This window comes from uncultured Psychroserpens sp. (assembly GCF_947503375.1).
Lineage (GTDB): Bacteria > Bacteroidota > Bacteroidia > Flavobacteriales > Flavobacteriaceae > Psychroserpens.
Window position 1 is genome coordinate 77,256 of the sequence record NZ_CANNDQ010000002.1, and the last position, 20,712, is coordinate 97,967.

The window sequence follows — 20,712 nt, forward strand, 5'->3', positions numbered from 1 at the left end:
AATTAGATAAATTTTTAAAATACTTCGGCATTGTCAGTCCCATGACAATAGATATCTTTGCAGCCAAATTTAAAATTTAACTCAAAAAACGATATTAAAATATGGCAGTATTAGTAGGAAAAAAAGCACCTCAATTTAATGCTCAAGCGGTTGTGAATGGTCGCGAATTTGTAAACGATTTTTCTTTAGGTCAATTTATTGGAGAAAAGCATGTTGTATTATTCTTTTACCCAAAAGATTTTACATTTGTTTGCCCGACAGAATTACATGCATTTCAAGAAAAACTACAAGAGTTCAAATCAAGAAATACTGAGGTAATTGCTGTATCTACAGATACAGAACAATCACACTTCGGGTGGTTACAAATGGAGAAAAACCAAGGTGGTATTAAAGGCATTACTTATCCTTTGGTTGCTGACACAAATAAGACCATCTCAAAAAACTATGACGTATTAGCTGGAGATTATTTTTATGATGAAAATGATATGCTTCAAGCTGATGGAGAATTAGTAGCTTACAGAGGCTTGTTTTTAATTGATAAAGAAGGAATTGTTCGTCATCAAATAGTTAATGACTTACCATTAGGAAGAAATGTTGACGAAGCTTTACGCATGGTTGATGCACTACAATTTGTAGAAGAAAACGGTGAAGTTTGTCCTGCAAATTGGAATAAAGGAAAAACTGGAATGCAAGCTACTCATGAAGGTGTTGCAGAGTTTTTAGAAAAACATGTGAATTAAATAAAATTCATTTAATATAAAGAAAGCCACTTTATAAAAAGTGGCTTTACTTTATTTGAGTAATTCTAGCAAAGTTATATACCCTTTTTCTTTAGCTCTATCATAAGCTGTCTTTCCTTCATTATCTACTTTAGCCTTATCAGCACCATTTTGCAATAGAAAACCCACCATCTTCTCTTTATTATACATACTTGCAAAAATCAATGGTGTGGTCCCTAAATTATTTTGAGCGTTAATATGAGCACCGTGTTTCAAAAGCATGTTTGCAAACCTTATATTTCCTTTAAAACATACACCAATCAAAGCTGTATTACCTGTAGCATCTTTGGCATCAATTTCAGCTCCATAATCAAGTATGATTTTGGTTGCTTGCTCGTTATCAAAATAAGTTGCAAAGATTAATGGTGTAAAACCACGACTGTCTTTAACATTAACTAAAGCTGGATTCTTTTTCAAAAGGTTTTCAAGTGTAATACAATCGTTTGTCTGTATTGCTTCAAATAATAATTCAGTATTGGTCATCTCAATCTATTTTAACTAAAAAGGAATGATTACTAACGCATCATTCCTTATTTTGATGTATTGATCTTAAATTAGTCTAAATCAAATCGATCTAAATTCATGACCTTAGTCCAAGCGGCAACAAAATCATTTACAAATTTTTCTTGACCATCGTTTGCGCCATATACTTCACATACTGCTCTTAATTCAGTATTGGATCCAAAAATCAAATCAGCTCTAGTACCAATAAATTTCACTTTACCAGTTCTACGATCACGTCCTTCGAAAAGACTATCATCATTAGAAGTTGCGCTCCATGTATAAGTAAAATCAAGAATATTAGTAAAGAAATCGTTTGTTAGGCTTCCAACTTGATTTGTAAATACTCCATGATTTGATCCATCATAATTAGCTCCTAATACTCTTAGTCCACCTACTAAAACGGTCATTTCAGGAATTGACAATGTCAATAAATTAGCTCGATCTACGAGTAAGTCTTCAGCAGTAACATGTAAGTCTGAATTCATGTAATTTCTAAATCCATCCGCTAAAGGCTCTAAATAACCAAAAGATTCTAGGTCAGTTTGCTCCTGAGATGCATCTCCTCTGCCTTGAGAAAAAGGTACAGAAATAGATTGACCAGCTTTTCGTGCAGCCTCTTCTACACCAGCAACTCCAGCTAACACGATTAAATCTGCCATTGAAATCGTACCAGAAAACTCTTTTTGAATTCCTTCTAACACATTTAAAACCGCATTTAATTGTTTTGGGTTATTAACTTTCCAACTGCGTTGTGGCTCAAGACGTAAGCGTCCTCCATTAGCACCACCTCGTTTATCAGACCCTCTATAAGTAGAGGCTGATGCCCAAGCTGTAGTTACCAATTGAGACACAGACAACCCTGAAGCCAAAACCATTTTCTTTAGAGATTCAATATTAGAGTTGGTTAGTGTATAACTCACTTTAGGAATTGGGTCTTGCCAAATTAATTCTTCTTTTGGCACTTCAGGCCCTAGGTATCTATCAATAGGTCCCATATCTCTATGCGTTAATTTATACCAAGCACGAGCAAAGGCATTTTCAAAAGCTTTATGATCTTTATGGAATCGTTTTGATATTTCTAAAAATTCAGGATCTATTTTCAAAGCCATATCGGCTGTAGACATCATCAATGCTTGTTTACCGTTTGGATCTCCAGCTTTTGGAGCCATTTTAGCATTTGATTCAGCAGTAGGTGTCCACTGATGTGCTCCAGCTGGACTTTTCGTTAATTCCCAGTCATAATTCAATAATACATCAAAATACTCGTCATCCCATCGTGTTGGGTGTGGTGTCCATGCACCTTCTAATCCGCTAGTAATAGTGTCGTCTAATACACCTGTTCCAAAAGTATTTTTCCAACCTGTACTCATTTCTTCTATTGAAGCACCATGTGGCTCAACGCCAACATATTTTTCAGGATCTGCAGCACCATGTGCTTTGCCAAATGTATGTCCTCCAGCAACTAAAGCTACTGTTTCTTCATCGTTCATTGCCATTCGACCAAAAGTTATACGAATATCATGTGCTGATTTTAAAGGGTCTGGGTTACCATTAGGACCTTCTGGATTTACATAAATTAGTCCCATATGCACAGCTCCTAAGTGTCCTTCTAAATCTCCGTCACTCGTATCATATCGTTCATCATTATCTAACCATCCTGTTTCACTTCCCCAATAAATGTCTTGCTCAGGCTCCCAAACATCTTCTCTACCTCCTGCAAAACCAAATGTTTTAAAGCCCATTGATTCTAATGCACAATTTCCAGCAAGAATCATCAGATCTGCCCAAGAAATTTTATTTCCATATTTCTTTTTAACAGGCCAAAGTAATAAACGTGCTTTATCTAAATTTCCATTATCTGGCCAACTATTTAATGGTGCAAAACGGTGTGTTCCAGAACCAGCTCCACCTCTACCATCTCCTACACGATAGGTGCCAGCACTATGCCAAGCCATACGAATCATAAATCCACCATAATGACCATAGTCAGCTGGCCACCAATCTTGAGAATCTGTCATCAAATCAATAACATCTTGTTTCAAAGCTGCAAAGTCTAGACTCTTAAATGCCTCTGCATAATTAAAATCTTCACCCATAGGGTTAGATTTAGTCGCATTTTGTCGTAAAATATTTAGTTTTAGCTCATTAGGCCACCAGTCACGGTTACTTGTACCTCTTCCTGCTGTTTTCTTTTGCTGCCCACTTAAGAAAGGACATTGACTAGCATCTGATTCGTTAATATTCCATGCTTCTCCATTAGAATGTGGGTTATTTTCCATTGTATCTTATTTTTTAAAAGTGATTAATTGTGAACTGTATAAAGTTAGGAAAATTACACTCCAAATTATAAATTGAGCGTATTTTAATAAATTATGTAATTATTGATAAAATTAATGAAACCTAAGAAAAGAATTACATAAATAAATTGATACATCATGATAAGAGACTGTTTAATATACAAAAAGCCACATTAAATAATGTGGCTTTTAAAACAACCTAACTAAATCAATCAAAATATTATCTAGCGATAATTTTATTTATTGTTTAACAAATTTACAAAATAATTAAACAAAAAATAATTATTTATAAAAATATTAACGTTTGCACTTATAAATAAACAATATTAGAACTGACAAATTTTTCGTAACTTATAGAATAAATCAAATCTAAACTATTATGACAGACACCAATTATATAAAAATTTTTTCAGGAAATTTTATAGTTGTTCAATTAGCGAAGGATCGCTTAGAGAGTGCAGGTATTAATGCTATCATTAAAGATGAATCTGAATCTGGGCGCTTAGCTGGCTTTGGGGCATCAATACAGGGCTATCAAGAACTATACGTAAGTAACGAGGAGTTAGATAATGCTGTACGAATTATTGAAGAAGTGAAGGAAGAGCTTGAAGCATAAAAATCTTGAATTGAATTACTTTAAGACCTGATAATTATGCTGTTACGGCATACATTTTCTCTCGTAGCACTTTAATCTTCTTATCATTCATATATTCGTCAAAGCTCATATAACGATCAATGACTCCATTAGGGGTTAATTCAATGACTCTATTTGCTACAGTTTGAGCAAACTCATGATCGTGGGTTGTAAATAATACAGTGCCTTTAAAATTTTTAAGAGAGTTGTTAAAAGCAGTGATACTCTCAAGATCTAAATGGTTAGTAGGCTCGTCTAGCATCAATACATTAGCTCTAATCATCATCATTCTACTCAACATGCAACGTACTTTTTCTCCACCAGATAAAACGTCTGAAGTTTTAAGAGCTTCTTCTCCACTAAAAATCATTTTTCCTAAAAAACCTCTTATATATACCTCTTCGCGCTCTTCTTCGGTAGTAGCCCATTGTCTTAACCAATCAACAAGTGTGAGTTTATTATTAAAATACTCACTATTATCAAGCGGTAAATAAGATTGGGTCGTTGTAATTCCCCAGCTATATTTCCCTGAGTCTGCTTTTTCTTTATCATTGATAATCTGATAAAAAGCTGTTGTAGCTCTAGAGTCTTTTGAATACACGACCACCTTATCACCTTTAGATAGATTTATATCTATATTTTGAAATAAGACATCATCATCAATAGATGCTGCTAGCCCTTCAACATTTAGAATTTGATCTCCTGCTTCACGCTCGCGCTCAAAAATAATTGCTGGATAACGTCTACTAGATGGTTTAATATCAGAAATATTAAGCTTATCAATCATTTTCTTTCTACTTGTTGCCTGCTTAGACTTTGCGACATTAGCAGAAAATCGTCTAATGAATTCTTCTAGTTCTTTCTTTTTCTCTTCTGCTTTTTTGTTTTGTTGTGCACGTTGTCTAGCAGCTAATTGCGATGACTCATACCAAAACGTATAATTACCAGAATAATGGTTGATTTTTCCAAAATCTATATCAGAAATATGTGTACATACTGCATCAAGAAAGTGTCTATCATGGGATACGACAATCACACAATTATCATAATTGGCTAAGAAATTTTCTAACCATGAGATCGTTTCATAATCTAAATCATTGGTTGGCTCATCCATTATTAGTACATCTGGGTTACCAAAAAGAGCTTGAGCCAATAATACACGTACTTTTTGTTTTCCATCTAAGTCTTTCATCATGGTGTAATGCATGTCCTCTTTAATCCCAAGGTTTGAAAGCATTGCAGCCGCATCACTATCGGCATTCCAGCCATTCATTTCTTCAAATTGCACCTGAAGTTCACCAATTTTTTCAGCATTTTCATCGGTATAATCTGCATATAGCGCATCAATTTCAGATTTAAGCTTATATAAAGGTTTGTTTCCCATTATCACTGTTTCTAGAACTGTATGCTCATCATATAAATTGTGATTTTGTTCAAGTACAGACATACGCTTTCCTGGTTCTAAATGAACATGACCTGAAGTAGGTTCTTGTTTGCCAGCTAAAATCTTCAAGAAAGTTGATTTGCCTGCACCATTGGCACCAATAATCCCATAGCAATTTCCATTATTAAAAGTTGTATTAACTTCATCAAAAAGTACACGTTTTCCAAATTGAACTGAAAGGTTAGATACTGATAACATAATGTGTATTTTAAATTTGTGCAAAAGTAGAAAAATCAATTCACTGAGAGAAACAACTGGTCATTAATTTTGTATTCAAAAAAAAGACTACAAAAACACCTGTGAACCAAGATTTAACAACGTATTAACAAGAGTTGTTACTTGCAACCTCTATTTTTGTTAACATATAGAACTACCTACAATCTAATTATGAAATTATACTCTGTTATTCTTATAGCAATAACACTATTTATAAGTTGTGAAAATGCAGCTCATAAAGAGGGTGAATATGTATATTTTGGCGGTGAAATCATTAACCCAAGTAATAACTATGTAACCCTTAACAATAGATTTACTGGGACAGATACTATTTATCTAGATGAAAACAATAGATTTCTTCATAAAATCTCTGATATAAAACCTGGTCTTTATTCATTCACACATGGTGGTGAATTTCAAATGATTGTTTTAGAAGAAAATGACAGCTTACTATTTAGATTGAACACGAATGATTTTGACGAATCACTCGTGTTTACTGGTCAAGGATCTAAAAAGAACAATTACCTCATCAAATCATTTTTAAAAGACGAGGAGGAGAATAAAAAATTCATGAAACTCCATCAGTTAGAACCTGAAGCTTTTATAACTCATATGGATGAATTAAAGGAGCGTAAGATTAAGTATCTTGATGAGTTTCTTGAAAAAATTCCAAGCTCAAAAATTTTTACAAACATTGCTAAATCAAGTATAGATTATAACCATTATGCCTATCATGAAATGTATCCATTTGGGTATTATGGTAACAATAAGTTGGTACATGTAAAAGATTTACCTGAAGATTTTTATGATTACAGAGCGGATATCGATCTTGACAATGAAAATTTAAGTGAGTTATATATCTATAACCGATTTTTATTCTGGCATTTTAATAACATTGCTTTAAAAAAATATTACGACAACGGAAGCCACCATGCCTTTGATAGAATGTCTTTAGATTACAATATTGAAAAACTAAGACTTATTGATAGTAGTTTAACAAGTGAACCAATTAAGAATTATCTCTCAAAGCACGTAACACGAGACTTTATTTTAAATAGTGACAACCAAGAAGCTTCAGTTGATATTTTAGATTATTATCTTGAGAAAAGTACCAATACTGAAGACAAATCTTATCTTAAAACCCTATACCTTGCTTCTAGCAAGTTAAAGCCTGGAAATAAAATCCCAGACACGAAGCTTATAGATTTTGATGGAAATACATTGACTTTAAGTTCATTAATAGATAAGCCAACTGTTGTGTATTGCTGGTCTTCTAATTTTAAGATGCACTATAGAAACAGTCATTACATGATAAAAAATCTTAAGTCTCAATATCCCGATGTTAACTTTTTGGCCATTAATTTCAATGACAATAAAATGGAGTATTGGAAGAATACAGTTAAAGTAATAAACTATCCTAAAGACAACGAATACAAATTTAAAGACCCTTCAGAAGCTATAGAAAAATATGTGATCACATTTACTCATAAGGTTTTCATAGTTAATAAAAAAGGTGAAATTATAAGTTCAGATGCTAACCTTTTCGGTGAAAAAATGAAGCGAGACCTTCATAATTTAGTCTCTACATCTTACTAATAAAAAAGACACATATTGTTTAATGTGTCTTTTCATAAACAGTTATATAATAACTAATCTTAGTTAGTTCCCTTTTTTGTAATCGGCTAAGAATTTCTCTAACCCAATATCTGTTAATGGGTGTTTTAATAACCCAACAATTGAACTCAAAGGACCAGTCATTACATCGGCTCCTAACTTAGCACAGTCTATGACATGCATTGTATGTCGTACAGATGCGGCTAAAATTTCGGTATCAAAACCATAATTATCATAAATCATTCTTATTTCAGCAATTAAATTTAATCCATCTGTAGAAATATCATCTAATCTACCAATAAAAGGAGATACGTAAGTTGCACCTGCTTTAGCTGCTAATAGTGCTTGACCAGGAGAAAAAACTAAGGTAACATTGGTTTTAATGCCTTTGTCACTAAAATATTTACATGCTTTAACGCCATCTTTGATCATTGGTAGTTTTATTACAATTTGATCATGTAACTCAGCTAAGGCTTCTCCTTCTCTAACCATACCCTCAAAATCTGTTGATATAACTTCAGCAGAAACATCACCATCTACAATATTGCAAATGTTAACATAGTGCTTCATGATATTATCATGACCCGTTATTCCCTCTTTGGCCATTAATGATGGATTTGTAGTTACGCCATCTAAAATACCCATATCTTGAGCTTCTTTGATTTGGTCTAGATTTGCTGTATCAATAAAAAATTTCATTTGTTGTGTGTATTATTTAATTGTGAATAATTTACTGCTACGAATTTACAACTTTAACATACCTTAGAACTCATGTTTTTTTCAAAACATATTAACAACTCATCCTATATTATATTTAACTAATTGATTGTAATTGTAAATTCCCTAGAAGTAGAATCTGAGCATAGAAATTCTTCACAATCACAATCACCACCATTATTAAATAGCGGATCAACATAAAGAAACAATGTAAACCTATACGTTCCAGAGACCTCTGGAGTGCCTTCAAATGAAACAGTTCTGTAGTTGACAAACATCTCTAAACCATCAGGTAGCTGACCGCCAATCTCGAAATAGTAATCATAATCATTGTCTCGTGTTTCGTTTTTAATTTCTACGGTAACTTCGTGATAATAATAAATATCAACTCGCCCATCACTAAAAGTTGTTTTATGAATTTCTGGTCTACGATCAATAATGCATTCTAGAAAATCGTCACAACCAGAAAACATGACTAGCGATAAAAAAAGTAAAGGAAGTAGTCGTTGTTTCATAATCGTTAATTATAAAACTCTTGACATCAAAAAACATACCATTATTATACCTTATAATGATTCAATAGAAGCTTTTCATAAATTCGGTCTGGTAATACTCGTTTTAAAACAATAGAAAATTTTTGCATAAAAGCACCTACTTTGTAATGAACTCTAGGATTGGCTGTATTAATAATCTTATACACTATTTTTGATACCATCATCGGGTCACTTCCTTCATCCACATGGTCATCTATAGTTTTTAAAGTAGCACCATATTTAATCTCGTAAGGAGAACCTTCAATTATTGGAGCGTGATATCGACCAGCTGCAATATTAGTTGCAAAATCTCCAGGAGCTATATTCGTCATTTGAATATTGAAATCTTTAATTTCCATTCGAAATGCTTCAGTAACCAACGCCAAAGCACCTTTGCTAGCACTATATATCCCTCTATAAGGCAAACCCATATATCCAGCGATCGAGGTGATATTAATGATCAAACCTGAATTTTGTAATCGCATTTGAGGTAAAACAGATTTTATCACGTTAATAGGTCCAAAAAGGTTGGTCTCAAAATTACGCTTGATTTCTTCTTCAGGAATTTCTTCAATTGGACCTGTAATTCCAGCTCCAGCATTATTAATTAACACATCAATTCTTCCAGCAGTATTAATAACCAATTTTACGGCAGATTCTATTGAAGTATTATTAGCAACATCTAAAGCGATTAGTTTAAATTTTGAATATGGATAACGCTTAGGATTTCTACTGGTTCCAAACACTTCGTAACCCTTAGATATTAAAAATTCTCCTATTGATTTTCCAATTCCTGTAGAGCCTCCTGTAATAAGTACAACTTTAGACATTTTTATGAGTTAAAAGTTTGAAGTTAAAAATACAATATAATTAGGTAAGTTTTGCGCACAAAAAAAGGCAAGCTACCTACATCACACCGCTACGACCGCGTACCTTTGCTTCGTTCCCGACCTGGAGGATTGAGCAGGAGCTGGTTGTGTAGGACTTGCCGAGTGCAAAGATACAATCTTTTAATACTTTTGCAATGATTTTTTAAACCGAATTTTTTAAATACCTTGCATCAAAATTTGATACCTAATGTCCTTAATTAAACCTTTCATTATCATTGTTTTATGCACTTTTTTAGTTACCTGTGGAAACTCAAATAGTAAAACAAATAGCTTCTCCATAACTACAAATGCTAAAGATAATATCATCAAAGTTGGTCAAAACCTTACACTTTCTATCGGAAACCCAAATCATATTGACATTTCTTCGATTACCTATCAATTGAATGGCAAAACCATTGATGAATCTATTCTATTAGATACCGAAAAGTTAGGTCAACAAACTATAACAGCAATAGTCAAGTACAACGATACTCAAGAAGAAATATCTACTACAATTACTATTCTAAATGATAAACTTCCTGAAATTTATGGTTATAAAATTATAAATGAATACCCTCATGATATTACCTCTTACACTCAAGGTTTAGAGTTTCATAATGGCGAACTTTACGAAAGTACAGGGCAATATGGTGAGTCTAAACTTAGAAAAGTAAACTACAAAACTGGTGATGTAATTAAGAATATAAACTTATCCAAACAATATTTTGGTGAAGGACTAACCGTTCTAAATAACCATATATATCAACTCACATGGCAAGAAAATACCGGTTTTGTTTATGACGTCGACACATTTGAAAAGACAAGTAGCTTTAAATACGGAAAGAGTAAAGAAGGTTGGGGAATTTGTAATGATGGACAAACACTATACAAATCTGATGGTACAGAAACTATTTGGTTATTAAACCCTGAAACATTAACTGAAGACTCCAAAATTCAAGTCTATACTAACAAAGGAAAGATTATAGGTATTAATGAGATGGAATGGGTAGATGGAAAGATCTATGCCAACCGCTATCAAAAAAATGGTGTTGCTATAATTAACCCAAAAAATGGTGCTGTAGAAGGTGTGATAGACTTTTCTCCTCTTCGCAAACTTGTTACACAACATCAAGGTTTAGATGTATTGAATGGTATTGCCTATAACCCTGAAACTAAAACCATTTTTGTAACAGGTAAACGTTGGGATAAACTATTTGAGGTAGAAGTATTCAAAAAGTAGCGCTCACTCACTCAAACGACCATTTTACTAATTGGCTGTTTAAAAAATAATTTTTCTTATGGTTCTTTGTACTATGAGAAAAACACTAACCGTTAACATCCCTAAACCATGTCATGAAGACTGGAGCCAAATGACACCTCAAGAGAAAGGTCGTCATTGTAAGGCCTGTGAAAAGACTGTTTTTGATTTCACAGCTAAAACAGACGAACATATCGTAAAAGCCTTTGAACAAAACCTGGCAATTTGTGGTCGTTTTAAAAGCACTCAACTCAATAGAGGGCTCGTATTACGTCGTAAAGAAAAAAATAACTATTTGTCTTTCATTGCCTCATCTTTATTTACATTTTTAGTCTTTGGAACTCAAGAAATAAAGGCACAAAATACTCCAAAAATTACACAAACAGACTCTATAAATCACAAGCATTTAAAAGGAAAGGTCGTAGCTTCCATCTTAAAAGAAAAAGTGATCTCTGGAACTGTAATTAGCGAATATGATGGTCTTCCTCTGCCTGGAGTAAACATTGTTATAAAAGGAACGACTACAGGCACTCAAACTGACTTTGATGGCAATTACAAGTTAAAAGTTAAGTCTGGTCAAGTTCTAGAGTTTAGTTTCTTAGGTTTCGAAACAAAAGAAATGAGAATATTACAATCTAGAAATAATAAATTAAACGTTGCATTAGAAGAAGATCTTATGGGAGATGTTGTGTTTGTAGGTATGATTTCTACATCCTCCGATACTGAATATAGTTATACTAATGAAACAGTAAATTATCAAATAAAAAAACGAAAAGAAAGAACCAAAAATTATTTTGCGTTTTATAAAAGAAAGCTTCAAGAAGAAAAAACCTTTCAAAAATTAAAACGGCAACAAATACGAGATGGTAAAATAGAACGCACCGTCGTTGGCAAACTCTTGTATTCGCTATCAAATATTTTCAGAAAGAAAGAATAATAGTTAATTTTAGCGTGATCAAATAAGCGCTCATGCAAATTTTTGAAAAACAAATTATAGTCTCATCTAAAGATTTAGACGAGCGCAAACATGTGAATAATGTACGTTACGTACAATGGGTTCAAGACATTGCAGAGCAACATTGGAATATAGAAGCATCAGCAAATCTATTAAACACCTATTATTGGGTAATGATTAGTCACCATATTCATTATAAAGGTGAAGCTTTACTTGGTGATGAGCTTCTACTTAAAACTTTTGTCACTTTATCTGATGGTGTTAAGTCTACACGTATTGTAGAGGTCTATAATTATAATTCGAATAAATTATTGACGACTTCAGAAACAATTTGGTGCTTAATGGCTGTTGAAACCAATCGTCCAACTCGAATTATTCCAGAAATAAAAACATTATTTAGTTAAAAATAATTTAAACTACCTGTTAAATTCTCTTAATAAGGAATTCGGTATCATTTTAAATGTATTTATTTGAATAACTAACCATTCAAAATAATGCCAGTGCAGAAACTTGCAGCTCTATTGTTCTTTATATTTCCTATAACGGTTATCTCACAAAATATTAACGGAAAGGTATATGATGCCGAAACAACAGTTAAAGGTGCTCTAGTAGTCAATATTACTCAAAACAGTATTACGTATACTGATGATAAAGGTGATTTTAAAATTAAAGCCTCAGTTAAAGATTCATTATATGTAAGTTCACTTTTTCATACTAAAGCTTTTATGGTCATTGAGAAAAAACATTTTGATGACATCATTGTTATAGAAATCAAAAAGGCTGTAAATGAATTAGATGAAGTATTACTAAGGGATGAACGCGAAAAAGAATTTGACTCTATTGTACTAGGAACAAGACTAAAATCTCAAATCAAAGAGGATATGAAACGTAATCCTCACCTGTATTCAAAACCATCAGCAAATGGTGGAAACATCCTTGCCATAATTGGTCTTATTGGTAAACTTTTTAAAAAGAAAAAAATTGAAGAGGAACGCTTAGTTCCAATAACATATCAAGATCTAAACACACTTTTTGAAAACGATCGGTTCTTTAATAAAAAGTTACTCGCTTTTGACTTGAACATCACTGAAGAAATACAACCATTATTCTTTGATTATTGTGATGCCAAAGGCATAGACTCAAAATTATTAGCAAAAGATAAACAGGTAGAGTTATTAGAAATCCTTGTCACCTGTAGCGAAGAGTTTTTAGCACTTATTGAAGCTTCAAAAAAACAAAATTGAAATATATAATATTTGAACTAAAAATCTGTTTTTATACTATATATTGACTTCAAAAGTTATATTTTTAGCACATAAATAGCACTAGAGTATTTTTAATTACTCAATTTATATCTATGAAAAGATTTTTTTACGTCCTACTTACATTAGTTATTTTAATATTTTGGAGTTCTTGTCGAAAAGACTTTGATTTCTCACCAAGTACTGGAAATCTTACATTCTCAAAAGATACGGTGTATTTAGATACTGTATTTACAAATATAGGCTCAAGCACCTATAATTTAAAAGTATACAATAGAAGTGATGATGATATTTCTATTCCAAGTGTTAGACTGGCTGAAGGTGAAGCATCAAATTATAGGCTAAATGTAGATGGAATGCCTGGTAAAGTATTTGAAAATGTTGAACTCTTGGCTAATGACAGTTTATTTATATTCATAGAAACCACATTCGATATTGCATCAGTAGTAGCGGCAGATAACCAATTTATATATACAGATGCTATTGAGTTTGATAGTGGTAACAACCTTCAAAAAGTAGAACTAGTAACACTAGTTAAAGACGCCGTATTTATTTTTCCAGATAGAGACAATAGTACAGGCATCATTGAAACACTAACCTTTGATGTTGATGGTGATGGCACACCAGACCAAACAAATCTTCAAGGACGTTTTCTTGAAGATAGCGAGCTCACATTCACAAATGAAAAACCATATGTAATTTATGGTTTTGCTGCCGTAGACGATGGTGATGTTCTCACTATTGAAGCTGGTGCTCGTGTACATTTTCATGCCAATTCAGGATTATTAGTCACTAATAATGCTTCGTTAAAGGTCAATGGCGCCTTAAGTACAGATCAAGATCTATTAGAAAACGAAGTCATTTTTGAAGGTGATCGTCTCGAACCTATTTTTGAAGATGTGCCTGGACAATGGTCTGCAATTTATTTATTTAACGGAAGTGTTGACAACGATATCAATTACGCTACAATTAAAAACAGTACTGTTGGCATTCTATGTGAAGGTGATCAAAGTGCTTCAGAAGACAAATTGACCATCACCAATTCGCAGATCTATAATTCAAGTAATTTTGGTATTCTTGCACGTGCAACTTCTATAACTGCTGAAAACCTCGTAATCAATAATTCTGGGCAATCGTCATTTGCTGGCACTTTCGGTGGGAAATATAATTTTACGCATTGTACTTTAGCTAATTATTGGAATTCAAGTTTTAGACAATTTCCGTCTGTTTTAGTGAATAACTTCTTTGTAAACCCAGACAATTCAGTGCTTACAAACAATCTTGAAGAGGCGAATTTCAACAATTGTATTATTTATGGAAACGACAATGCCGAAATAGATGCTTCTAGTGAAAACGGTAGTGATTTCAATTTCAAATTCACAAACTGTTTAATTAGATATGATGTTAATAACAGTCCGCTAAATTTTAACGACATCACTCGTTTTGATAATATCATTTTAAATGATGATCCAGATTTCAAACTTCCTTTTGAAAATGATATGAGAATTGGAGATAATTCGGCAGCTAATGCTCAAGGAAATCCAATGTTTGTTATACCCACAGACCTTTTAGGAATGAATAGAAGTACACCTTCAGATCTGGGAGCTTACCAACATACTACATTAGATGAAGATTAAAAAAAAGCCTTTCTGTTGAAAGGCTTTTTCAGATCATCTCTTAAGTTAAACAAATAAAGGCTTAGTGTGCATCATTTCATTTACCTTTTCAGCTATGGCTTCTAACTTAGTATCATCTTGATGGTTTACAATGGCTTCATCTATAAAGCCAACTATAGTTTCCATATCTGCTTCTTTTAAACCTCTTGTTGTTATAGCAGCTGTTCCAACTCTAATTCCTGAAGTTATAAATGGACTCTTATCATCAAAAGGCACCATATTTTTGTTAACTGTAATATCTGCCTTACCAAGAGCTTCTTCAGCATCTTTACCAGTAACGTCTTTATTTCTTAGGTCAATCAACATCATATGATTATCCGTTCCGCCAGATATGATATGATAATCTCTTTCAACAAAAGCTTTAGCCATAGCAGTAGCATTGTGTTTAACTTGAAGCATATAATGCATAAAATCATCAGAAAGTGCCTCACCAAAAGCAATAGCCTTAGCTGCAATGATGTGTTCTAATGGTCCACCTTGATTTCCTGGGAACACTCCTGAGTCTAACAAACCAGACATCTTTCTAAGGTTCCCGTTTTTAAGTCGTAGCCCAAATGGGTTTTCAAAATTCTCACCCATCATAATCATACCTCCTCTCGGACCCCTGAGTGTTTTATGCGTAGTAGTAGTTACGATATGGCAATGTGGCAATGGATCGCTTAAAATCCCTTTGGCAATTAATCCTGAAGGATGAGAAATGTCGGCAAGCAAGATTGCACCAACATTATCAGCAACCTCTCTAAATTTAGCAAAATTCATATCTCTTGAATATGCAGAGGCGCCAGCTATAATAAGTTTTGGTTTTTCTTTTTCTGCTACATCAGATAGCATATCATAATCAATACGACCTGTGTCTTTTTTGACACCATAAAATGTAGGATTGTATAATTTTCCTGAGAAATTTACTGGTGAACCGTGAGTTAAATGTCCACCATGAGATAAGTCAAATCCTAAAATAGTATCTCCAGGCTTTAGGCATGCAGCAAATACCGCAGTATTGGCCTGACTTCCAGAATGTGGTTGTACATTTGCCCATGCAGCACCAAATAAAGCCTTAGCTCTATCTATCGCTATTTGCTCAACTTCGTCAACAACTTCACAACCACCATAATAGCGCTTACCTGGATACCCTTCAGCATATTTATTTGTTAATACAGAACCAGCAGCTTCCAGAACTTGATTACTTACAAAGTTTTCAGAAGCAATAAGTTCTAATCCGTTTATCTGCCTATCGTTTTCAGCATCTATAAGTTCGAAAATTTGTTGATCGCGTTGCATATATCGAGTTTAAATTAAAAATTTATCAAAAATAAGAAATCATTACTTTAAAAGGTTTTAAAAAATTTAGTTTAACGCAGTGTTTTATGAGCAGGTTATCAACAGTTGAATCTTAAATCTATTTTTTGTGATTTTATACAATCAAAAACAAAAAAAATATGTAGGTTTGAATAGAAAATTATAACAACGCAATACATTAAATTATGCCTTTATCAGCAAATAATCCTGATCGTACATCTTGGTTGCATGTGGGAAAGAATTCAGATTTTCCTATCCAAAATATTCCTTTCGGAGTATTTTTAACACGAGATGACATTATCACAATTGGTACTCGAATTGGAGATACAGCAATAGACCTAGGAGCTTTACATCAATTGGGATATTTTAAAGGAATCCCACTTACTGATGATATTTTCCTTCAGGATACATTAAACGACTTTATAGCTGATGGTAGAAAAACATGGCGATTGGTACGAAATCGAATTGCTGAAATTTTTGATGTAGAAAACGATACTTTAAAAAACAACAATCCTCACAAAGAGATTGTATTATTCAGGTTAGATGAGATAGAGATGCAATTACCTATTCAAATTGGTGATTACACAGATTTTTATGCGAGTAAAGAGCATGCTACAAATGTTGGGACGATGTTTAGAGATCCAGAGAATGCACTTATGCCTAATTGGCTTCATTTGCCTGTAGGCTATCATGGTCGTAGCTCATCTATCATTCCTTCTGGTATTCCTATTCATCGCCCTCAAGGTCAAACTATGCCTGAAGGCGCAACCTCTCCAGTATTTGGCCCTTCAAAGCTTGTAGATTTTGAATTGGAAATGGCATTTGTTACTACTGATGCTAATGATCTTGGAGAACCAATTCCTATTGAAGAAGCTGAAGAATACATTTTTGGATTAGTACTATTCAATGATTGGTCTGCTCGTGATATACAAAAGTGGGAATATGTTCCATTAGGTCCTTTTTTAGGAAAGAACTTTGCCTCTTCAATGTCGCCATGGATTGTTACCCTTGATGCACTTGAACCTTTTAGAGTTGAGAGCCCTAAGCAAGACCCTAAACCATTAGAATATTTACAATCTAAAGGTAAAAAGAGTTTTGACATTCATTTAGAGGCAGCAATTCAGCCAAAAGGCGCAAAGGAAACTACTGTTTGTAAATCTAACTTCAAGTATATGTATTGGAACATGTCTCAACAATTGGCACACCATACGGTTAATGGCTGTCCTGTTAACTCAGGTGATATGATGGGAAGTGGAACCATATCTGGCCCTACAGAAGATTCTTATGGCTCTATGTTAGAGTTATCATGGAAAGGTACTAAACCTCTAAAAATGAAAGATGGCACTGAACGTAAATTCATAAATGATTACGATACTGTCATCATGAGAGGTTACTGTGAAAACGATGGCACTCGAATTGGGTTTGGTTCTGTAAAAACACAACTATTACCTGTTTTTAACCCGAAGAAAAAGAAATAATTTATAGTTTATAAAAAGCCTCAAACGCGATGTGGAGACCAACAGTTTCCACATTGCGTTTTTGTTTGGCATCATATTTGGATTTCATACTACAAACAATCAATTAAAAATCCAGAATTATGAAGCAATTACTACTTACAACAGTACTTCTTCTGGTACTAACATCATGTAGCGGAAGAAAACAAATTGAACAAGCAATTAGTCATGGTAATTATGACCAAGCAATCAATAATGCGTTACGTAAACTCGAAAACAACAAAGATAAAAAGCGTAAACAAGACTATATTGTTATGCTCGAAGACGCATATTACAAAGTTTTAGAAGAAGACTTGCAAGAGATAGAACATCTTAAAAAAGATGGAAATCCTGAGCAATATAAAACCATATATGAAACCTATTTAGACCTCAAAGCAAGACAAGATGCGATCAAACGTGTATTACCTTTACAAATAAATGGGAAAGCACTTAGCTTAAAGTTTAGCGATTACACATCAGAAATTGTAGATTATAGATACAAGACCTCAGAGTATTTAATAGATGAAGGTATTACACTTCTAGATTCTGAAGACAAATACAATGCTAGAAAAGCGTATGATATCTTCAACTATATTGAAAGCATCAATCCAAATTTTGAAGAAACCAGAATTCTGATGACCGAGGCGCATCAAAAAGGGATTGATCATGTTATTGTGTCCATTGAAAATCAAACACGTCAAATTATTCCACAGCAACTGGAGGTAGATCTACTAAACTTCGATACTTACGGCTTAAATAAATTTTGGACTGTTTATCATGCTAATTCAGTGTCAGACTTAAACTATGATTATGCAATGCAACTACAATTAAAACGCATCCATATTTCGCCAGAGCAAATTAACAGAACGCAAAAGTTAAAACAAAAAGCTATTGTCGATGGTTGGGAATACCAAACAGATAGTGATGGCAATATAATGGTTGATAGTCTTGGAAACAAGATAAAGATAGATAAGATTATAAATGTAAGAGCACGTTACTTTGAAGTGAACCAATTTAAATCAACACAGGTAATAGCAGATGTAGTTTATACCGATTTGAGAACAAATCTGACTCTTGAAGCATTCCCGATTGACAGCGAATTTGTATTTGAGCATGTTTACGCAACAGTTAGAGGTGATAAAAGAGCTTTAAACAGAAGAGAGTATAACTTGACTAGAAATAGAAGGGTTCACTTCCCTACTGATGCTCAAATGGTATATGATACAGGAGAAGATCTAAAATTAAAATTAAAAGACATCATCAATTCATATCAAATACGAAAAAGTTAACTTAGGTGTATAAAAAAGCTTCCATCAAATAGTGGAAGCTTTTTCTTATTAACTAGTAAAATTTTAATTAGTTGAAGGCTTTTCTGAATTCTATAGGAGACATCGCTGTTTTATTCTTAAAAAGTTTAGAAAATGAAGCTGGATGTTCAAAACCTAAGCTATAAGCTATTTCACTAATGGTGAAATTTGAATTAGAAAGCTGTTCTTTGGCCTTATGAATTAACTTATCGTGAATGTGCTGTTGTGTACTTTGACCAGTCAAAGATTTTAGCATAAAACTTAAATAATTTGGAGATAAATTGAGGCTATCTGAAAGCCATTGCACAGTTGGCAAACCTTTTTCAATCAGATTGTTACTAACAAAATAATCGGTCAGCGTCTTTTCCAATTTACCCAATATACTATGATTAGTAATCTGACGTGTAATAAATTGTCGTTCATAAAAACGTTCAGCATAATTAAGAAGTAACTCTAGCTGTGAAATGATGATTTTCTGACTAAACTTATCTATGTTAGATTGGTATTCGCGCTGAATATTCTTTAAAAGCTCAGTCATCATTTGCTCTTCCTTTTTTGAAAGAAAAAGCGCTTCATTGATAGCATAACCAAAGAAATCATATGCTTTTATTTGACCAGCCATTGGTGAATTCCATAAAAAATCTGGATGAATCAATAATAACCACCCAGAAGCTCCACCATGTTTAACGTTAGGATTCTCAGCTAAGCTCATGACTTGATTGGGAGACACAAACGTCATTATACCCTCATCAAAATCATAAACTTGTTGCCCATAAACAAACTTATACGAGACATTACGTTTGAGACCAATAGTATAATAATCTTGAGTCCATTTTAAATTTGAGATATCATCTGGATATCTCACTTGAGCATAGTCTATTAAACTAATCAAAGGATGCTCAGGTGCCATAATATTGGCTAGTCTATGGTAATCTGCTACTTTTTTAAAATGTTTAATTGCTTTCATTTTTATAAATTTAAAGAAAAGATTTTAGACAAGCATACCACCAGATACCTCAATACGTTGCCCATTAATCCAACCTGCTTTCTCAGAACACAAAAAGGCAACTACCCCTCCAATATCTTCAGCTTGCCCAACTCTACCTAGCGCAGTGACACTAGAAATTAAAGCTGACTTTTCTTTGTCTTTATTACTATCTCCAGCAAAATCAGTTGCAATTGCGCCTGGTGCAACAACATTAGCAGTTATCTTACGACTCCCAAGCTCTTTAGCCAAATAACGTGTAAAAACTTCTACTCCACCTTTCATCATGGCATAAGCTGACATACCTGGTAAGCTGAAACGAGCTAAACCACTTGAAATATTTATAATTCGTCCACCTTCGTTAATGTAGGGCAATGCTGCTTGCGTTAAAAAGTAAACACTTTTAAGGTGTACATTCATCATTTCATCAAATTGAACTTCTGAAGTATCTTCAACTAAATTATAAGTACCTGTACCTGCATTATTGATTAAAAAATCAAAATTTGAATCGTTGCATTTATTCTGAAGGTATTGTGTAGCTTCATTGATAAAATCTTGTCCACCATTATAGTAGTTTGCATTAAATTGAAAAGCAGTTGCGGTTTGCCCTAGAGCTTCAATTTCTCTTACGACCTCATTTGCTTTTGATTTGTTGCTATGGTATGAAAAAATAATATTAATACCTTGCTTAGCTAGGTTTATTGCCATATCTCGTCCTAAACCTCGGCTAGCTCCTGTAATAAGCGCTGTTTTTTGTCTCATGTTTTCTATTGTTTTAATTACAATACAAAGTTGAGCAACTATAACAGATTTTACTTTTCCAAATCTATGAATCTCTTGTCTAAATCTACGAGTATGTTTTTTTTAGAAATA

Annotated in this window: 19 protein-coding genes and 1 other RNA gene; 10 read left to right on the forward strand and 10 right to left on the reverse strand. The window is 33.2% G+C overall.

Going from position 1 to position 20,712, the window contains the following annotated elements; translation table 11 throughout:
• The first annotated feature begins 101 nt into the window (after positions 1-101).
• Positions 102-740, forward strand: a complete 639-nt coding sequence (locus Q0876_RS03550; protein ID WP_299224177.1) for a peroxiredoxin — start codon at positions 102-104, stop codon at positions 738-740.
• A gap of 51 nt (positions 741-791) precedes the next feature.
• Here the strand turns inward: Q0876_RS03550 and Q0876_RS03555 are convergent, their stop codons facing one another.
• The gene (locus Q0876_RS03555; protein ID WP_299224180.1) at positions 792-1,262 is read right to left on the reverse strand and encodes an ankyrin repeat domain-containing protein; all 471 of its coding nucleotides are present in this window, start codon (positions 1,260-1,262) and stop codon (positions 792-794) included.
• Between the two features lie 71 nt (positions 1,263-1,333).
• Positions 1,334-3,562, reverse strand: a complete 2,229-nt coding sequence (gene katG / locus Q0876_RS03560) for a catalase/peroxidase HPI (RefSeq protein WP_299224183.1) — start codon at positions 3,560-3,562, stop codon at positions 1,334-1,336.
• A 397-nt stretch (positions 3,563-3,959) separates the two neighbouring features.
• On the opposite strand from katG, the gene Q0876_RS03565 reads away from it, so the two are divergent.
• Positions 3,960-4,196: a DUF2007 domain-containing protein gene (locus Q0876_RS03565; protein ID WP_299224186.1), complete on the forward strand. Its 237-nt coding sequence runs from the start codon at positions 3,960-3,962 to the stop codon at positions 4,194-4,196.
• Between the two features lie 34 nt (positions 4,197-4,230).
• On the opposite strand, the gene Q0876_RS03570 is transcribed toward Q0876_RS03565, so the two are convergent.
• Positions 4,231-5,856: an ABC-F family ATP-binding cassette domain-containing protein gene (locus Q0876_RS03570; protein WP_299224189.1), complete on the reverse strand. Its 1,626-nt coding sequence runs from the start codon at positions 5,854-5,856 to the stop codon at positions 4,231-4,233.
• Positions 5,857-6,045: 189 nt separating this feature from the next.
• Here Q0876_RS03570 and Q0876_RS03575 point away from each other — a divergent pair, with 189 nt between their 5' ends.
• The gene (locus tag Q0876_RS03575; RefSeq protein ID WP_299224192.1) at positions 6,046-7,470 is read left to right on the forward strand and encodes a redoxin domain-containing protein; all 1,425 of its coding nucleotides are present in this window, start codon (positions 6,046-6,048) and stop codon (positions 7,468-7,470) included.
• 63 nt (positions 7,471-7,533) lie between these two features.
• On the opposite strand, the gene fsa is transcribed toward Q0876_RS03575, so the two are convergent.
• The 4 genes from fsa to ffs all read right to left on the reverse strand — a co-directional run bounded on the left by fsa (position 7,534) and on the right by ffs (position 9,729).
• A complete protein-coding gene (fsa, locus tag Q0876_RS03580; RefSeq protein ID WP_299224195.1) occupies positions 7,534-8,187 on the reverse strand; it encodes a fructose-6-phosphate aldolase in 654 nt (217 codons plus the stop codon).
• 119 nt (positions 8,188-8,306) lie between these two features.
• On the reverse strand, positions 8,307-8,720 hold the full coding sequence (locus Q0876_RS03585; RefSeq protein WP_299224198.1) for a hypothetical protein: 414 nt from the start codon (positions 8,718-8,720) through the stop codon (positions 8,307-8,309).
• A gap of 44 nt (positions 8,721-8,764) precedes the next feature.
• Positions 8,765-9,568: an SDR family oxidoreductase gene (locus Q0876_RS03590; RefSeq protein ID WP_299224201.1), complete on the reverse strand. Its 804-nt coding sequence runs from the start codon at positions 9,566-9,568 to the stop codon at positions 8,765-8,767.
• 62 nt (positions 9,569-9,630) lie between these two features.
• Positions 9,631-9,729, reverse strand: an RNA gene (ffs, locus tag Q0876_RS03595) — signal recognition particle sRNA small type.
• A gap of 86 nt (positions 9,730-9,815) precedes the next feature.
• Between ffs and Q0876_RS03600 the strand changes: the two genes are divergently transcribed.
• The 5 genes from Q0876_RS03600 to Q0876_RS03620 all read left to right on the forward strand — a co-directional run bounded on the left by Q0876_RS03600 (position 9,816) and on the right by Q0876_RS03620 (position 14,719).
• Complete coding sequence (locus Q0876_RS03600) at positions 9,816-10,847, forward strand: glutaminyl-peptide cyclotransferase (protein WP_299224204.1); 1,032 nt, start codon at positions 9,816-9,818, stop codon at positions 10,845-10,847.
• 73 nt (positions 10,848-10,920) lie between these two features.
• The gene (locus tag Q0876_RS03605) at positions 10,921-11,802 is read left to right on the forward strand and encodes a carboxypeptidase-like regulatory domain-containing protein (RefSeq protein ID WP_299224207.1); all 882 of its coding nucleotides are present in this window, start codon (positions 10,921-10,923) and stop codon (positions 11,800-11,802) included.
• 32 nt (positions 11,803-11,834) lie between these two features.
• Positions 11,835-12,224 carry a thioesterase family protein gene (locus Q0876_RS03610; protein ID WP_299224210.1) on the forward strand — a complete coding sequence of 130 codons (390 nt, stop codon included), beginning with the start codon at positions 11,835-11,837 and terminating at the stop codon, positions 12,222-12,224.
• Positions 12,225-12,320: 96 nt separating this feature from the next.
• The gene (locus Q0876_RS03615; protein ID WP_299224213.1) at positions 12,321-13,064 is read left to right on the forward strand and encodes a hypothetical protein; all 744 of its coding nucleotides are present in this window, start codon (positions 12,321-12,323) and stop codon (positions 13,062-13,064) included.
• A gap of 113 nt (positions 13,065-13,177) precedes the next feature.
• Complete coding sequence (locus Q0876_RS03620; protein WP_299224216.1) at positions 13,178-14,719, forward strand: right-handed parallel beta-helix repeat-containing protein; 1,542 nt, start codon at positions 13,178-13,180, stop codon at positions 14,717-14,719.
• A gap of 45 nt (positions 14,720-14,764) precedes the next feature.
• Here the strand turns inward: Q0876_RS03620 and glyA are convergent, their stop codons facing one another.
• Positions 14,765-16,036: a serine hydroxymethyltransferase gene (glyA, locus tag Q0876_RS03625; protein ID WP_299224219.1), complete on the reverse strand. Its 1,272-nt coding sequence runs from the start codon at positions 16,034-16,036 to the stop codon at positions 14,765-14,767.
• Between the two features lie 203 nt (positions 16,037-16,239).
• Between glyA and fahA the strand changes: the two genes are divergently transcribed.
• Positions 16,240-17,532 carry a fumarylacetoacetase gene (gene fahA / locus Q0876_RS03630; RefSeq protein ID WP_299224222.1) on the forward strand — a complete coding sequence of 431 codons (1,293 nt, stop codon included), beginning with the start codon at positions 16,240-16,242 and terminating at the stop codon, positions 17,530-17,532.
• 119 nt (positions 17,533-17,651) lie between these two features.
• On the forward strand, positions 17,652-18,836 hold the full coding sequence (locus Q0876_RS03635) for a hypothetical protein (RefSeq protein WP_299224224.1): 1,185 nt from the start codon (positions 17,652-17,654) through the stop codon (positions 18,834-18,836).
• 67 nt (positions 18,837-18,903) lie between these two features.
• Here the strand turns inward: Q0876_RS03635 and Q0876_RS03640 are convergent, their stop codons facing one another.
• Entirely contained in the window at positions 18,904-19,821 is a 918-nt protein-coding gene (locus Q0876_RS03640; protein ID WP_299224227.1) for an AraC family transcriptional regulator, read from the reverse strand.
• A 24-nt stretch (positions 19,822-19,845) separates the two neighbouring features.
• The gene (locus tag Q0876_RS03645; protein ID WP_299224230.1) at positions 19,846-20,601 is read right to left on the reverse strand and encodes an SDR family oxidoreductase; all 756 of its coding nucleotides are present in this window, start codon (positions 20,599-20,601) and stop codon (positions 19,846-19,848) included.
• Positions 20,602-20,712 lie beyond the last annotated feature (111 nt).

Excerpts from the sequence above, each read along its gene's own strand:
- Q0876_RS03550 (WP_299224177.1), top strand. The coding sequence starts at position 102 with ATGGCAGTATTAGTAGGAAAAAAAGCACCTCAATTTAATGCTCAAGCG.
- Q0876_RS03555 (WP_299224180.1), bottom strand. The coding sequence starts at position 1,262 with ATGACCAATACTGAATTATTATTTGAAGCAATACAGACAAACGATTGT.
- katG (WP_299224183.1), bottom strand. The coding sequence starts at position 3,562 with ATGGAAAATAACCCACATTCTAATGGAGAAGCATGGAATATTAACGAA.
- Q0876_RS03565 (WP_299224186.1), top strand. The coding sequence starts at position 3,960 with ATGACAGACACCAATTATATAAAAATTTTTTCAGGAAATTTTATAGTT.
- Q0876_RS03570 (WP_299224189.1), bottom strand. The coding sequence starts at position 5,856 with ATGTTATCAGTATCTAACCTTTCAGTTCAATTTGGAAAACGTGTACTT.
- Q0876_RS03575 (WP_299224192.1), top strand. The coding sequence starts at position 6,046 with ATGAAATTATACTCTGTTATTCTTATAGCAATAACACTATTTATAAGT.
- fsa (WP_299224195.1), bottom strand. The coding sequence starts at position 8,187 with ATGAAATTTTTTATTGATACAGCAAATCTAGACCAAATCAAAGAAGCT.
- Q0876_RS03585 (WP_299224198.1), bottom strand. The coding sequence starts at position 8,720 with ATGAAACAACGACTACTTCCTTTACTTTTTTTATCGCTAGTCATGTTT.
- Q0876_RS03590 (WP_299224201.1), bottom strand. The coding sequence starts at position 9,568 with ATGTCTAAAGTTGTACTTATTACAGGAGGCTCTACAGGAATTGGAAAA.
- Q0876_RS03600 (WP_299224204.1), top strand. The coding sequence starts at position 9,816 with ATGTCCTTAATTAAACCTTTCATTATCATTGTTTTATGCACTTTTTTA.
- Q0876_RS03605 (WP_299224207.1), top strand. The coding sequence starts at position 10,921 with ATGAGAAAAACACTAACCGTTAACATCCCTAAACCATGTCATGAAGAC.
- Q0876_RS03610 (WP_299224210.1), top strand. The coding sequence starts at position 11,835 with ATGCAAATTTTTGAAAAACAAATTATAGTCTCATCTAAAGATTTAGAC.
- Q0876_RS03620 (WP_299224216.1), top strand. The coding sequence starts at position 13,178 with ATGAAAAGATTTTTTTACGTCCTACTTACATTAGTTATTTTAATATTT.
- glyA (WP_299224219.1), bottom strand. The coding sequence starts at position 16,036 with ATGCAACGCGATCAACAAATTTTCGAACTTATAGATGCTGAAAACGAT.
- fahA (WP_299224222.1), top strand. The coding sequence starts at position 16,240 with ATGCCTTTATCAGCAAATAATCCTGATCGTACATCTTGGTTGCATGTG.
- Q0876_RS03635 (WP_299224224.1), top strand. The coding sequence starts at position 17,652 with ATGAAGCAATTACTACTTACAACAGTACTTCTTCTGGTACTAACATCA.
- Q0876_RS03640 (WP_299224227.1), bottom strand. The coding sequence starts at position 19,821 with ATGAAAGCAATTAAACATTTTAAAAAAGTAGCAGATTACCATAGACTA.
- Q0876_RS03645 (WP_299224230.1), bottom strand. The coding sequence starts at position 20,601 with ATGAGACAAAAAACAGCGCTTATTACAGGAGCTAGCCGAGGTTTAGGA.